Source organism: Cryobacterium sp. MP_3.1, assembly GCF_035984795.1.
Taxonomy (GTDB): domain Bacteria; phylum Actinomycetota; class Actinomycetes; order Actinomycetales; family Microbacteriaceae; genus Cryobacterium; species Cryobacterium zongtaii.
Map to the genome: position 1 here is coordinate 41,172 of NZ_JAXCHV010000002.1, position 14,391 is coordinate 55,562.

11 protein-coding genes are annotated in these 14,391 nt (G+C 67.5%); 10 read left to right on the forward strand and 1 reads right to left on the reverse strand.

The window, feature by feature from the left end:
• Positions 1-56: 56 nt before the first annotated feature.
• The 7 genes from RCH12_RS01820 to RCH12_RS01850 all read left to right on the forward strand — a co-directional run bounded on the left by RCH12_RS01820 (position 57) and on the right by RCH12_RS01850 (position 9,726).
• A complete protein-coding gene (locus tag RCH12_RS01820) occupies positions 57-1,274 on the forward strand; it encodes an ROK family protein (RefSeq protein WP_327015867.1) in 1,218 nt (405 codons plus the stop codon).
• A 282-nt stretch (positions 1,275-1,556) separates the two neighbouring features.
• Positions 1,557-2,570, forward strand: a complete 1,014-nt coding sequence (locus RCH12_RS01825; protein ID WP_088455106.1) for a LacI family DNA-binding transcriptional regulator — start codon at positions 1,557-1,559, stop codon at positions 2,568-2,570.
• Between the two features lie 103 nt (positions 2,571-2,673).
• A complete protein-coding gene (locus RCH12_RS01830; RefSeq protein ID WP_240632353.1) occupies positions 2,674-3,969 on the forward strand; it encodes an ABC transporter substrate-binding protein in 1,296 nt (431 codons plus the stop codon).
• Between the two features lie 81 nt (positions 3,970-4,050).
• Positions 4,051-5,025 (forward strand): carbohydrate ABC transporter permease, encoded by a 975-nt coding sequence (locus RCH12_RS01835; RefSeq protein ID WP_103432771.1) that lies wholly within the window; start codon positions 4,051-4,053, stop codon positions 5,023-5,025.
• Positions 5,025-5,936 carry a carbohydrate ABC transporter permease gene (locus RCH12_RS01840; RefSeq protein WP_207795577.1) on the forward strand — a complete coding sequence of 304 codons (912 nt, stop codon included), beginning with the start codon at positions 5,025-5,027 and terminating at the stop codon, positions 5,934-5,936. Before RCH12_RS01835 ends, RCH12_RS01840 begins: the two co-directional genes overlap by 1 nt.
• A 2-nt stretch (positions 5,937-5,938) precedes the next feature.
• The gene (yicI, locus tag RCH12_RS01845) at positions 5,939-8,275 is read left to right on the forward strand and encodes an alpha-xylosidase (RefSeq protein ID WP_327015868.1); all 2,337 of its coding nucleotides are present in this window, start codon (positions 5,939-5,941) and stop codon (positions 8,273-8,275) included.
• A complete protein-coding gene (locus RCH12_RS01850) occupies positions 8,272-9,726 on the forward strand; it encodes a GH1 family beta-glucosidase (RefSeq protein WP_327015869.1) in 1,455 nt (484 codons plus the stop codon). Before yicI ends, RCH12_RS01850 begins: the two co-directional genes overlap by 4 nt.
• A gap of 14 nt (positions 9,727-9,740) precedes the next feature.
• Here the strand turns inward: RCH12_RS01850 and RCH12_RS01855 are convergent, their stop codons facing one another.
• Complete coding sequence (locus RCH12_RS01855) at positions 9,741-10,586, reverse strand: NAD-dependent epimerase/dehydratase family protein (RefSeq protein WP_327016007.1); 846 nt, start codon at positions 10,584-10,586, stop codon at positions 9,741-9,743.
• 145 nt (positions 10,587-10,731) lie between these two features.
• Here RCH12_RS01855 and RCH12_RS01860 point away from each other — a divergent pair, with 145 nt between their 5' ends.
• The 3 genes from RCH12_RS01860 to RCH12_RS01870 all read left to right on the forward strand — a co-directional run bounded on the left by RCH12_RS01860 (position 10,732) and on the right by RCH12_RS01870 (position 14,370).
• Entirely contained in the window at positions 10,732-11,931 is a 1,200-nt protein-coding gene (locus tag RCH12_RS01860; RefSeq protein ID WP_241983722.1) for an ROK family transcriptional regulator, read from the forward strand.
• A gap of 222 nt (positions 11,932-12,153) precedes the next feature.
• Complete coding sequence (locus RCH12_RS01865) at positions 12,154-13,431, forward strand: multidrug effflux MFS transporter (protein ID WP_241980258.1); 1,278 nt, start codon at positions 12,154-12,156, stop codon at positions 13,429-13,431.
• A gap of 189 nt (positions 13,432-13,620) precedes the next feature.
• Positions 13,621-14,370, forward strand: a complete 750-nt coding sequence (locus RCH12_RS01870) for a phosphatase PAP2 family protein (protein WP_327015870.1) — start codon at positions 13,621-13,623, stop codon at positions 14,368-14,370.
• Positions 14,371-14,391: the final 21 nt, after the last annotated feature.

The following is a 14,391-nucleotide window of genomic DNA, read 5'->3' on the forward strand; positions in this document are numbered from 1 at the left end:
GACGCCACCCGGCGGTCCTCTGTCGGGCCCGCACCCGAAAGGACCGTGACCCACCCGTGAGCCAAGCGTCACCCACCCTGGGTGTTCGGGGCGGCACCAGCAACGACCAGCTCCGGCGGTACAACCTGTCGATGGTCATGACGATGCTGCACCACGCCGGTGGCTGCTCCCGAGCCGAGCTCACCAAGCGCACCGGACTGAACCGGTCGACGATCGCGGCCCTGGTGGCCGAACTCGTCGACCTGGGCATGGCGTTCGAGGTGGAACCGGAGAGCGTGGTGGGCCGGGTGGGCCGGCCCAGCCCGCAGGTGGTGCCGAACCCGGGGCTGGCCGCGATCGCGGTCAACCCCGATGTCGACGCCATCACGGTGGGACTGGTGGGACTCGGCGGTGAGGTGATCCGGCGCATCCGTTTCGACACCACCCGGGTGCCCACCGTGGCCGAGGCCATCAACGCGGTCAAGGCCATCGTCGACGGCATGCGCGGTGAGATCGACCAGAGCTACAGCATCGCCGGGGTCGGCGTGGCGGTGCCGGCGCTGGTGAACTCCGCGGACGGCCGGGTGCTGATCGCCCCGCACCTGGGCTGGCGCGACGTCAACCTGGCCCGCGATCTGGCCCGGGTGCTGGACTACCCGGTCTTCGCCGGCAACGATGCCAGCCTTGGCGCGATCGCCGAGAGCATGTTCGGCGCGGCCCGCGGCATCAACGACCTGGTCTACCTCAACGGCAGCGCCAGCGGAATCGGCGGCGGCCTGATCATCGGCGGCACACCGCTCCGCGGCACCAGCGGCTACGCGGGGGAGCTGGGCCACACCCTGGTGAACAGCGCGGGGGTGCGCTGCCACTGCGGCCGGATCGGCTGCCTGGAGACCGAGGTGAGCATGGCCAGGCTTCTCGCGGTGCTGAAGCTGCCGCGCGCCGACCTGGACGACCTCGACATCGCGCTCGGCGTCTCCCGCGACCCGGCCGTGCTGGCCGAAGTGCGCCGGCAGATCGAGCTGCTCTCCGAGGCGATCTCCAACTTCGTGAACCTGTTCGACCCCGAGATGGTGGTGCTCGGCGGGTTCCTCGGCTCGCTGCTCTCGGTGGGCCGGGAACAGCTGACCGCGGCGATGATCGTGCGCTCCATGAGCAGCATCGGCCACACCGTGGCCATCGAGCGGGCCAGCCTGGGCTCGCATCTGATGCTCGTGGGCGCCGCCGAGCTGGCCTTCGCCGACCTGCTCGACGACCCGGCCGGCTTCGTGCGCGGCCGTGCCGACCGCCGCTGACCCGCGACTGTTGCCCAATCGGACTTCTGCGCCCGGCGCACCGGACGCAGAAGTCCGTTTCGGGATCAGTTGGTGTGGTGAGCAGGCGACCGCGGCGGCTCGCGGGGATGGACATCTCGCTGATCTGGCATTTGTCGTCAATCACCACAAACTGCTTGCGTAACTGAGGATGTCTGTCGTAGGCTCCCTTGCGAGGCAGTCGAAACGTTTAGATGAATCGGCCGCTCCTCGGTTGCAGAACGGCAACCGACACCGCACGATCCGACCGACGATGGAGTCCAGGTGGCCAACATTCACGACGTGGCACGCGTCGCCGGAGTGTCGATCAGCACGGTCTCGTATGCCCTCAGCGGCAAGCGCTCGATCGCGGCATCCACCAAACAGCGTATCGACCAGGCCGTTCTTCAGCTCGATTACCGGGCCAACGCCGGCGCGCGGATGCTCAAGGGCGCTCGTACCAACATCCTCGCGCTCAGCGCCCCGCTGCACGCCGGTACCCACGCCCCGGCCCACATGACCTTCGTGCTCTCCGTGGTCACGGCCGCCAGGCTCTACGACTACGACGTATTGCTCCTCACCCAGGACGAGGCAACAAGCGGCCTCCGCCGGGTGGTGCGCAGCTCTCTCGTGGACGGCATCGTGTTGCTGGATGTCTCCACCGCCGACCCGCGCACCGACCTGGTACGCGAGCTGGGCCTGCCTGCCACGGTGATCGGCATCCCCAAGGACACCGACGGGCTCACCTGCGTCGACCTCGACTTCGAGCGCGCGGCCGTGATGGCCGTGCAGCGTCTGGTCGACCTCGGTCACCGTGTGATCGGCCTGGTCGGTCAGGCTCCCGCGGTCTACCAGCGCGGCTCGAACTTTCCGCCGCGTTTTCGCGATGCCTTCCTGGCCGAGGCCGCCCGACTGGGCGTCACGGCGGCCTTCACCCCGGCGGCGGAAGAATCCGCCGGCGTGCGGTCCGCCTTCGACAGCCTGACGGACGCGCTGCCGGGCATGACCGGGCTGGTCATGCACAGCAACGAGCCCGTGCAGTCAATGGTGCTCGAGTTGCTCAGCCAGCGCGGTATCAGAGTGCCGACCGACCTCTCCGTGGTCTCGGCCTGCTCCAGCTTCTCCACCGACCATCTCACCCCGCCTCTCGACGTCATCCCCCTGCCGGCTGACCAGTCCTGCACTCGAGCAATCGAGCTCACGATGGCCCAGTTCGACGGCGACGCCGAGCCGCACGTCGAGTTCATCGAACCGACGTATGTCGAACTCGGTTCGACAGCCCCCCTCACCCGCCTCTAGCTCAACGGAAAGGATTTCGGCAGCGCCACTGTCGAAACGTTTCGACAGTCTGTACCCACGGCACCATGCAGCATCCGACGCATCACTACAAGGAAGTAGAACAGTGAAGAAAACCAAGAGAAGCCTCGCCGGCATTGCCGTGCTCGGCGTCAGCGCCCTCCTGCTCTCCGGCTGCTCCGCCGGAGCCAGCGAAGCCGAGAGCAACACCCTCAAGCTCTGGCACTTTGAGAGCGACACCAGCGCGATGGGCATCGCCTGGGAGGAAGCCATCAAGGTCTTCGAAGAAGAGACCGGCGCCACCGTGGAGTTCGAGGAGAAGAGCTTCGAGCAGATCCGCTCGACGGCCAGCCAGGTGCTCAACTCCGACGAAGCCCCCGACATCCTCGAGTACAACAAGGGAAACGCCACCGCCGGCCTCCTGGCCAGCCAGGGCCTGCTTACCGACCTCGATGACGCCTACGCCGAGTTCGGCTGGGACGATGCGCTAGCCCCGTCGCTGCAGACCACGGCGCGCTACGACGAAGACGGCATCATGGGCTCCGGCGCGTTCTACGGAGTGCCCAACTACGGCGAGTTCGTGGAGGTCTACTACAACAAGGACATGTTTGCCGCAGCCGGCCTCGAGGTGCCGACCACCGTCGCCGAGCTCGAAGCCGTCATGGCTGCCTTTGTTGACCAGGGCATTACCCCGTTGGCCGAGTCCGCTGCAGAATATCCGCTGGGCCAGCTTTGGTACCAGCTCGCACTCACCCAGGCCGATCGCGGCTTCGTTGACGACTACCAGCTCTACACGGGTGAGGTGGACTGGTCCGGCCCCGAGGTGAGCTACGCCACCGAGACCATCAAGGACTGGACAGACGCCGGCTACATCTCCACCGACGCCAGCGGCTTCAAGGCAGAGGATGCCGGCACCGCGTTCATCAACGGCACCTACCCGATCTTCTACTCGGGTTCCTGGTGGCACAACCGCTTCACCACCGAGGCCACCGGCTTCGAGTGGGGCACCTTCCTCTTCCCCGAAGCCGAAATGGCGCCCGGTTCCGCCGGCAACATGTGGGTCATCCCGGAGAAGGCCAAGAACAAGGACCTCGCGACCGAGTTCATCGACATCACGATGCGCCCGGAGATCCAGGCACTGATCGGTAACAACGGTGGCATTCCCGTCGCCGCGAACACCGAAGACATCACGGATGAGAAGAGCCAGGAACTGATTGGCAACTTCAATACCCTGACCGAAAGGGACGGCATCGCGTTCTACCCGGACTGGCCCACCGCGACGTTCTATGACGAGCTGAACGCCGGCCTGCAGGAACTCATCAACGGCACGAAGTCGCCTGCTGACGTCAACGAGCAGCTCGGCGGCCAGTACCAGTCCGGCGTAGAAGACATCGTCGGCTAAATCCGCCACCGCACCACCCTCGCAGTACCCGGCCGGGGGCCGTGACGGCCCCCGGCCACCACTCGCAGAGAAGGAAATCGCATGACGACAGCATCCGTAGCCGATGCCCCCGTTGATGCTCCCGCAGGCAACAAGCCGGTGCGGCAGAGCCTCATCCCGGGAAGCAATCCCAAGACATTCTGGATTTACCTCATTCCTGGCCTCGCCCTGCTCACGCTGATCATCGTGGTTCCCCTGGTCTGGAACATCTACCTGACCTTCACCGACTACCGCGGCATCAAGCCCCCGGAGTGGGTGGGCCTGGAGAACTGGGTGAAGCTGGCCGGCGACACCACGTTCTGGACCTCGTTCAGCAACTCCATCGCAATGATCGTGGCGATGGTCGTCGTTCCCACCCTGCTCGGCCTGGTTCTCGCCGCCATGCTCTTCGACCTGATCGGCAAGAAGTTCGGCGGCAAGATCGCCAGCTTCCTGCGCGCTACCTATTACCTGCCGCAGATCCTTCCCGGTGTCGTCGCCGCGATCGTGATTGGCTGGATCCTGCGCCCGCAGAACGGCGCCCTCAATCAGGTGCTCGACGGCATCGGCCTCGGCGGCTTGGCCCAAAACTGGCTCGGCGACCCCGACACGGCCTTGCCCAGCATCATGGTCATCATGATCTGGGTGCAGCTCGGCTACCCGATCGTGATCTTCATGGCAGCCCTGCAGCGGGTCGATCCTGAGCTCTACGAGGCGGCCGAACTCGACGGCGCCAACTGGATTCAGCGCTTCCAAGCGATCACGGTGAGCATCATCCGCCCCGAGATCTTCGTGGTCACCCTCACCTGCACCATCGCGGCCCTCAAGGTCTTCGGCCCGATCTACACCCTCACCGGTGGTGGCCCCGGTACCTCGACCATCGTGCCCGCGTACTACGCGTACAGCGAGTTCTTCCAGTCCCAGCAGGTGGGCTACGGCGCCACCATCGCCACCGCACTCACCATCGTCATCGCCGCCGTTTCGGTCGTCTTCTTGCTCGCCCAGACGCGACTCGAGCGCAAGGAAGAGGAACGCTAATGACCTCCACCATCATCGACGAGGCCGCACAGGCCCCCGTCGTGGGCCCGCCGGCCCGGCAGCCCAGGAAGCGGCGCAGCAGCACCACCCGCAAGACCTTCGGCGACTGGATGATCCTGCTCGTCGCCGTGCTGATCGGCCTGCTCATCGCCGTGCCGTTCTTCCTCATCCTGATCAACTCGTTCAAATCCCCGGCCGACTACAACCAGGCCGGCCCGCTCACCCTGCCCACCGACCTGTACTTCGACGGCATGATCAACTTCTGGGAGCGGGTGAACTTCCCGGAGAAGCTGTGGAACAGCTTTTTCATCTCCAGCGTCGTCGCGATCCTGGCGGTGGCCATATCGCTGCTGAACGCGTTCGCTCTGGGGATCGGCCGGGTGCGCGGCCGCACCTGGATCGTGTTGCTGATCCTGCTGGCCAACATGCTGCCGCAGGAGGTGCTGCTCTACCCGCTCTACTTCATGTTCAAGTCGGTGGGCCTGTACGACAACCAGTGGGCCGTGATCATCATCTTCGTGGTCATCCAGAGCGCATTCGGTACCTACCTGCTCGCCAGCGTCCTGGGCACCTTCCCCAAGGAGATCCTCGAGGCGGCTTCGCTCGACGGCGCCAGCCGCTGGACGATCCTCTACCGCGTCGTCTACCCGATCACGAAGCCCACCTTGAGCGTGCTGGTGATCTTCTTCTTCATCTGGACATGGAACGAGTTCCTCATCCCGTTGACCTTCCTGGTCAGCAATGCCAGCCAGACCGTGCCGGTGTCGATCGCCGTGCTGCAAGGCGACCGGCTGATGGATGTCACCACCACGAGCGCCTCGGCACTGCTGGGCCTGCTGCCCACCCTGATCTTCTTCCTCATCTTCCAACGCACCCTCACCAGGGGCATCACCGCAGGAGCAGTCAAGTAGTTATGAAATTCACCGATGGTTTCTGGCACACCCGTCCCGGCGTCACCGCGCTGTACGCGCAGGAGGCGTACGACATCGAACAGGCCGGCAGCTCGCTGCGGGTGACCGCGCCGACGAAGGTGATCGAACGACGCGGAGATGTGCTCAACCGCGCCCTGCTCACCGTCACGCTGTCGTCGCCCCTCGAGGGCATCGTCAAGGTGCGCGTCGAACAGCACACCGGCGCGTCGACCGGTCCCGGCTTCGACCTCGTCGGCGCCGAGCCGGATGCCGGCGATATTGTGATCGACGTCACCGGCGGCACCCTCACGGCCGGCCCGCTCACCGCACGCATCGCCCCGGGCGCTCCGTTCAACCTCAGCTTCGAGGCCGACGGACGCACCCTCACCGAGAGCGGCCACAAGTCGATCGGGCACATGCAGCTCGCCCCAGGCGCCCCCATCGCCGCCGAACCGGCCGGGGTCTCCGGCGTCACCACCACCGGGCTCGCACCGGCGCCCAGCTACACGCACGCACAGCTCTCCCTCGGCGTGGGCGAACTGGTCTACGGCCTGGGCGAACGCTTCGGCCCGCTGATCAAGAACGGCCAGACCATCGACATCTGGAACGCCGACGGCGGCACCTCCAGCGAACAGTCCTACAAGAACGTGCCGTTCTACCTCACCAACCGCGGCTACGGCGTACTGGTCAACCACCCCGAGCACGTCTCCTTCGAGGTCGGCACCGAGGCCGTCGAACGGGTGCAGTTCTCCGTCGCCGGCCCGGCCATCGAATACCTGGTGATCTACGGACCCACCCCCAAGGACATCCTCGAGCGTTACACCCGCCTCACCGGCCGCCCAGCGCGGGTGCCGGCCTGGTCGTACGGCCTGTGGCTGTCGACCTCGTTCACCACCCAGTACGACGAGGCCACCGTGAACAGCTTCATCGACGGCATGGCAGAGCGCGACCTGCCGCTCTCCGTCTTCCACTTCGACTGCTTCTGGATGCGCGAATTCAACTGGACCGACTTCGAGTGGGACCCGCGGGTGTTCCCGGACCCCGAGGGCATGCTCGCCAGGCTGCACGAGAAGAACCTGCACGTGAGCGCCTGGATCAACCCCTACATCGCCCAGCGGGCCGGCATCTTCGCCGAGGCCGCCGCCGCCGGCTACCTGGTGAAAAAGGCCAACGGTGACGTCTGGCAGTGGGACCTCTGGCAGGCCGGCATGGCACTGGTGGACTTCACCAACCCCGCCGCCGTCACCTGGTTCCAGGACAAGCTGCGCGGGCTTTTCGCGCAGGGTGTCGACGCCATCAAGACCGACTTCGGCGAGCGCATCCCCACGGATGTCGTGTGGCACGACGGCTCGTCGCCCGAGGTGATGCACAACCTGTACACCCAGCTCTACAACAAGGCCGTCTTCGAGGTGCTCCAGGAGCACCGCGGCGAGGGCGATGCCGTGCTGTTCGCCCGCTCCGCGACGGTCGGCGGCCAGATGCAGCCGGTGCACTGGGGCGGAGACAACTCCTCCAGCTTCGAGTCGATGGCCGAGACCCTGCGCGGTGGGCTCTCGCTGGCGTTCAGTGGCTTCGGCTACTGGAGTCACGACATCGGCGGCTTCGAGGGCATGCCGGACCCGGCTGTGTTCAAGCGCTGGCTGGCCTTCGGCCTGTTCTCCAGCCACTCCAGGCTGCACGGGTCGACCAGCTACCGGGTGCCGTGGCTCTTCGACGACGGCCGGGAGGAGCCCGGCCAGAGCGCCGTCGACGTCACCAGGGTGTTCACCAAGCTCAAGCTCGCACTGATGCCTTACCTCTATCAGGTGGGCCTGGAGGCACACGCCAGCGGGGCGCCGTTCATGCGCCCGATGCAGCTTGAGTTTCCCGGCGACCCCGCCGTGGACTACCTCGACCGGCAGTACCTGCTCGGCAGCGACCTGCTGGTGGCACCCGTGTTCAGCGAGGCCGGCGACGTGTCGTACTACCTGCCCGCGGGCACCTGGACAAATTATCTGACCGATGAGGTCGTCACCGGACCCGTCTGGCGCCGGGAGACCCATGCGTTCGACAGCATCCCGCTGTGGGTGCGCGGGGGAGCGGTACTGGTCACCGGGTCCCGCGACGACCGGCCCGACTATGACTACACCGACGAGCCCCTCGTCACCGTGTACCCCGGCGGCGGCGCCGACCGGTCCGTCGACATCAGCAACCCTCTGGACGGCACCCACCTCACCGTGACCGTCACAACCGATGGCGACCACACCGTTGTCACCAGCGATTCGGCGGCGCCTTTTCGCGCTCGCCTGGCCGGCGGCACTACCGTTGTCGCTACTGACCGAAAGGCACTTCTCCGATGACCAGCACCTCCACGCAGGCCGTGTCCGCCGGCAACGCCGACTACCGGGATGCCGGACTCGTCTTCCCCGAATCGTTCATCTTTGGTTCCGCCACCGCGAGCTACCAGATCGAGGGCGCCTTCGACGAAGACGGCCGCGGCCCCTCGATCTGGGACACCTTCAGCCACACTCCGGGCAAGATCTGGAACGAAGACACCGGCGACGTGGCGGCCGACCACTACCACCGGCTCGAGGAGGACCTCGACCTGATGGTGACGCTGGGCCTGCAGGCCTACAGGTTCTCCATCGCCTGGTCGCGCATCCAGCCCACCGGCCGCGGCCCGGCCAACCAGAAGGGGCTCGACTTCTACGGGCGCCTGATCGACGGTCTGCTCCAGCGCGGCATCCGCCCGATCGTCACCATGTACCACTGGGACCTGCCGCAGGCCCTCGAGGACGAGGGCGGCTGGACCAACCGGGCCACGGCGTACGCGTTCGCCGACTACGCGGCGATCCTGGGCGCGGCTTTCGGCGACCGGGTGGACACCTGGACCACCCTGAACGAACCGTGGTGCTCCGCCTACCTGGGCTACGGTTCCGGCTCGCACGCGCCCGGCCGCACCGACGGCGCCGAGGCGCTCAGCGCCGTGCACCACCTCAACCTGGCGCACGGCCTGGCGATCCTGGCGCTCAAGCCCCTGGTGACCAACGACCCCGACTTCTCGATCACCCTCAACCTGCACGTGCTGCGTGGCGAGGGCGAGACCGGGCCGGAAGCCGTGCGGCAGATCGACGCCCTCGCCAACCGGGTGTTCCTGGGCCCGCTGCTCACCGGCACCTACCCAGCGGATGTCTTCGAAGACACCAAGGACATCACCGACTGGGCGTTCATCCTGCCCGGCGATACCGAGATCATCCACCAGCCGCTGGACGTGCTCGGCGTCAACTACTACTCCACCACCCTGGTTCGGCTGTGGGACGGGGCGGCACCGCGCCAGAACGCCGACGGGCACAAGGATGTCGGTGCCTCGCCGTGGCCCGGCGCCGACAGGGTCGAGTTCCTCGCCCAGCCCGGCCCGTACACCGAGATGGGCTGGAACATCGAACCGGCCGGTCTCGAGGAGCTGCTCGTGGCACTGCACGAGGAGTTCCCGGCGCAGCCGCTGATGGTCACCGAGAACGGTGCGGCGTTCGCCGACACCGTCGTGCAGACGGAGGACGGACCCCGCGTGCACGACGTGGACCGCACCGACTACCTGCGCCGGCACTTCACCGCCGCGCACCGGGCACTGGCCCGCGGCGTCGATCTGCGGGGTTACCAGGTGTGGTCGTTGATGGACAACTTCGAGTGGGGCTACGGCTACTCCAAGCGGTTCGGCATCGTGCACGTGGACTACGACACGCTGGTGCGCACGCCCAAGGACAGCGCCCACTGGTACGCGGAGCTGGTCGCCACCCGCACCCTCCCCTAAAGATCCGCGAGGGGTCAGCGGGGGTCTTGCCAGGAGTGTTCGGGGGAGTAGCCGAGCAGGCGGCGAGCCTTGTCGATGGCGAGCAGGGTGTCGGTCCCGTTGACCAGGCGAGTGAGCTGCACGTTCGGGAAGACCTCGGCGGCGAGTTCGGCGCTCGGCCGGCGCATCACGGTGTCGGCGGCGGCGATGATGAAGCGTTCGAAGCCGGGCGGGGCGGTCTGCAGCGCCTTGAGCACGGCTTGGGCACCGTCGCGGCCGTCGATGTAACCCCAGAGGTTCCACTTGCGCAGCGTCGCATCCGTCTGGAAGTCGTCGAACCTGGCATAGTCCTCCGGATCCATCACGTTGGAGAACCGCAGCGCCGTGATCGAGAGCTCGGGGTCCCAGCGCACCAACTCGATGGCCATCTGCTCCTCGAGGTGCTTCACCAGCGAGTAGGTGCTCTCCGGCCGGGCCGGGTACTCCTCGTCGACCGGGATGTAGGGCGGGTCGACGTCGAACGGCAGCCCGAGCACCGTCTCGCTCGACGCGTAAACGATGCGCTTGATGCCGTTGCGGCGGGCGGCCTGGAACACGTTGTAGCTGGAGAGCATGTTGTTGTGGAAGGTGGCCACGTCGGGCGCCAGGCCCGGCGCCGGGATTGCGCCCAGGTGCACCACGGCGTCGAAGCCGTCCACCTGGTCGTTGACACCGGCGAAGGCGTCGACCACCTGTCCGAAGTCGGTGAGGTCGATGCGCACGAAGCCGGCTCCGCGGTTGCCGGCCAGGTCGAAGTTGATCACGTGATGGCCCTCGGCGCGGAGCCGGGCGAGCACGGTCCTGCCGAGCTTGCCGCTGCCGCCGGTGAGGGCGATTCTCATGCTGGGGAATTCCATGGACTTCCTTGTCTGGGTCGATTTGTGGCGTTCTGCAACGTATCACGCCGGGTCGGGGGAGATGCCGGGTATTCTGGGGGCCAGAGTGACTCACGCTCGCAGAATCGGGCGTCAGCCAGACGGAGGAACCGTGCAGGGCAGCAGCCATGACGACGTGCGCAGACACAACCTGTCTGTGGTGTTGCGACTCGTGCACCGCAGCGGTGCGGCGTCGCGGTCCCAGCTGACCAGGGTCACCGGACTGAACCGGTCCACCATCGCCGCCCTCGTCGCCGAGTTGGTCGATCGGGGGCTGGTCGTCGAGCGCGAACCGAGCTCCACCAATCAGGTCGGCCGGCCCAGTCCCATCGTCAGTGTCAGCGAGCAGGTCGTGGCGCTCGCCGTGAACCCGGAGATCGACGCCGTCACCATCGGCATCGTCGGCCTCGACGGTCAGGTGCACCGCCGGGTGCGTTACCCCACCGACCAGTCCCCGAGCGTGCTCGAGGCCGTCAACATCGCCGCCGCCGTGATCGACGGCATGCGCGGCGAACTCGAGGCCAGGTTCAAGGTCGTGGGAATCGGCGTGGCCGTGCCCGGCCTGGTGCGCGCCCACGACGGACTCGTGCGGCACGCGCCACACCTGGGCTGGATCGACGAACCCCTCGCCGAGATGCTCGAGGCCGCGACCGGCTACCCGGTGCTCGCCGCCAACGACGCCAGCCTGGGCGCCATGGCCGAGCGGTTCTTCGGCGCCGGCAAGGGCATCACCGACCTCATCTACCTCAACGGCGGTGCGAGCGGCATCGGCGGCGGCATGATCGTCGGGGGTGCGCCGGCCGGCGGCATCGCCGGTTACGCGGGCGAGTTCGGGCACACCAGGGTCAGCGACAGTGAACGGGTCGACTCCGCCGGTATCCGCGGCACTCTGGAGGCCGAGGTCACCCGGCGCGAGCTGCTCGAGGTGCTCGGACTGGCCGGAGCGGATGCCGACGAGCTCGAACAGGCGCTGCGGGCATCCACGTCACCGGAGGTGCGCGCCGAGGTCAACCGTCAGATCGACCACCTCGCGGTGGCGCTGGCCGGGGCGATCAACATCCTCAACCCACAGGTGGTGGTGCTCGGCGGGTTCCTTGCCGCGCTGCTGGCGGTGGATGCCGACAGGTTGCGCTCCGCCGTGGCCAAGCACTCGCTCGACGCCGCCTTCGGCACCGTGCGGCTCAGCGCCGCGGAGCTCGGGTCCAACCTGTTGATGATCGGCGCCGCGGAGCTGGCCTTCGAGGGCCTGCTCGACGACCCGGCCGGACTCCCGGCCACAGCGCCCGCCGGCGCGCCCGCCGAGTCTCCCTGACCCTGCCCCCCCCTTCCCAATCTGACCCGGGACGGACCAGGGTTCACCAGGCCGGGCGGATTCAGGCGCACCCGGCGCCCGGGAACGTGCAGAAAAGGCCGGATCCGCGCAATCTTTGCCGGTATGCCACTGAGGGGGAATAGAACCGACCGGCGTACGCTTTTTGCAACAGGGCGATCGCCCGCTCTCCTACCTGCACGACCCGACCGAGGACTCTTTTACGTGACTACTGCCGTCATCCCCGTGATCTCCGAGGCGCAGCTCGCCTCCACCGCCCGGCACCCGGGTGACGCGCTTTCCCGCGGGCAGCGCATCGTCTACATCATCATCCTCGGCGCGCTCACGGCCCTCGGCCCGTTCACCATCGACCTGTACCTGCCCGCGTTCCCCACCCTCGAAAGCGAACTCGGGGTCTCGGCGGCCGCCATCCAGCTCACCCTGACCGGCACCATGATCGGTTTCGGCTTCGGCCAGCTGATCGTGGGCCCGTGGAGCGACAAGGTCGGCCGCCGGTTGCCGCTGCTGCTGGCCACGGGCTTCCACGTGCTCGCCTGTGTCGGTGCGGCACTCTCGACCGAGATCGTGACGCTGGGCATCTTCAGAGTGCTGCAGGGCTTCGGCGCCGCGGCCGGCGCGGTCGTGGCCATGGCCATGGTGCGCGACCTGTTCGGCGGCAAGCCGCTGGTCAAAATGCTTTCCCGCCTGGCCCTGGTCAGCGGTCTGGCGCCGGTGATCGCCCCCGTCGTCGGCTCGCAGCTGCTGCTCGTGATGCCGTGGCGCGGCATCTTCTGGGTACTCGCCGGTTACGGCATCGTGGTGATGGTGGCCGTCGCGATCTGGATCGTGGAGACCCTGCCGCAGGATCGTCGCACCGTGCCGGGCCACTCGAGCCTGGGCCAGCGCTACCGGGCCGTGCTCAGCGACCGCACCTTCGTGGGCGTCGCGATCATCGGCGCGATGACCTTCACCGGTCTGTTCTCCTACCTCTCCTCCTCACCGTTCCTGTTCCAGCAGGTCTACGAGTTCAGCGCCCAGCAGTACGGGGTGCTCTTCGCCGTCAACTCCCTCGGCATCGTCGTGGGCGTACAGACCAGCTCGCGCCTGATGCACCGCTACAACGTGGGGCCGCAGAACATCCTGATCGGCGCCACCGCGGTACTCGTGATCACGTCGGCAGCGATTCTCACCCTCGACCTGCTGGGCGCGGGCCTGTGGGGCACCCTCATCCCGCTGTGGTTCTTCATCGCCGGTTGCGGGTTCACCTTCCCCACCGTGCAGGTCATCGCCCTCAACTCGCACGGCAGCGAGGCCGGCACCGCCGCGTCCGTGCTCGGCGCCGCCAACTTCGGCATCGCCGGGCTGATCTCCCCGGTCGTGGGCCTGCTCGGGGTCGGCACCGCCGTACCGATGGCCTCGGTGATGGGTGTCTGCGCGATCATCTCCATCCTCAGCCTCTGGTTCATCGTGCGCCCGCGAACGGTGTCGGCGCTGACCCACTGACCCGGTCGGGAGCCGTCGGGGAACCCCGCGGCATGTGGCGCCTGGTCGCACCGCAATTCGTCGGCGAGCGACGCGGCGTGTGCTTCGAGCGCGCCGGCACGGGCCGCGATCCTCTCATCCGGGCCTGAAACCGGGTCTCACCACACCGGTCGGGCCCTGCTCCCATCGGAGCCGATCTACCATGGGGTGATGGACCCATCCCGAACGCCAGAGACTGAGCCCACTCCACCCGAGCGCACCGGGCCCGACGCCGCGGCGGATGCGCCCGCCCGCCGGGTCGCGAGGCGGTGGCCGTTGATCAGCGGCGCCGTCGCCGTCGTGCTTGCGTTCCTGCTCGGCGCCCTGATCCTCACCCGCGGCAACGGCCGCCCGATCGAGGCCGACGCGGAGTGGATGGAGGAGATCCTCGAGCACCGCTCCCCGGTCTGGGAGGTCCCGGCGCTGGTGATGAACTTCCTCGGCGCCGGCATCGCCGGGGTGATCGTGATCCCCCTGCTGATCGTGGTGACCCTGCTCGTGCTCCGGCGGCCCTGGGCGGCACTCTACTTCGTGATCGCCACCGTGGTCAGCGCCGGCCTGGTGCAGCTGCTGAAGACCCTCTTCGGCCGGGCCCGCCCCGAAGACATGCTGATCACGTCGGACTTCGGCTCTTTCCCCTCCGGGCATGTTGCCAACGCCGCCACCATGGCCGTGGCGCTCGGGATCATCTTCCCGTGGCTGTGGGTGTGGATCGCCGGCGCCGTGTACACGGTCGCCATGATGGTCAGCCGCACCTACCTCGGCGCGCACTGGCTCACCGACACCATCGGCGGGCTTCTGCTCGGCGCCGGCGTGGCCGTGGTCCTGTGGGCGCCGCTGGCGGCCAAGCTCGACGGCGAGAACACCATAGCCAGGCGGCGGGCGGCCGCACCCGCGAAGGCACCAGAGTCCAACCGGTGATCCTCCGGGACTCACCGGCCG

Excerpts from the sequence above, each read along its gene's own strand:
- RCH12_RS01835 (WP_103432771.1), top strand. The coding sequence starts at position 4,051 with ATGACGACAGCATCCGTAGCCGATGCCCCCGTTGATGCTCCCGCAGGC.
- RCH12_RS01840 (WP_207795577.1), top strand. The coding sequence starts at position 5,025 with ATGACCTCCACCATCATCGACGAGGCCGCACAGGCCCCCGTCGTGGGC.
- yicI (WP_327015868.1), top strand. The coding sequence starts at position 5,939 with ATGAAATTCACCGATGGTTTCTGGCACACCCGTCCCGGCGTCACCGCG.
- RCH12_RS01850 (WP_327015869.1), top strand. The coding sequence starts at position 8,272 with ATGACCAGCACCTCCACGCAGGCCGTGTCCGCCGGCAACGCCGACTAC.
- RCH12_RS01855 (WP_327016007.1), bottom strand. The coding sequence starts at position 10,586 with ATGAGAATCGCCCTCACCGGCGGCAGCGGCAAGCTCGGCAGGACCGTG.
- RCH12_RS01870 (WP_327015870.1), top strand. The coding sequence starts at position 13,621 with ATGGACCCATCCCGAACGCCAGAGACTGAGCCCACTCCACCCGAGCGC.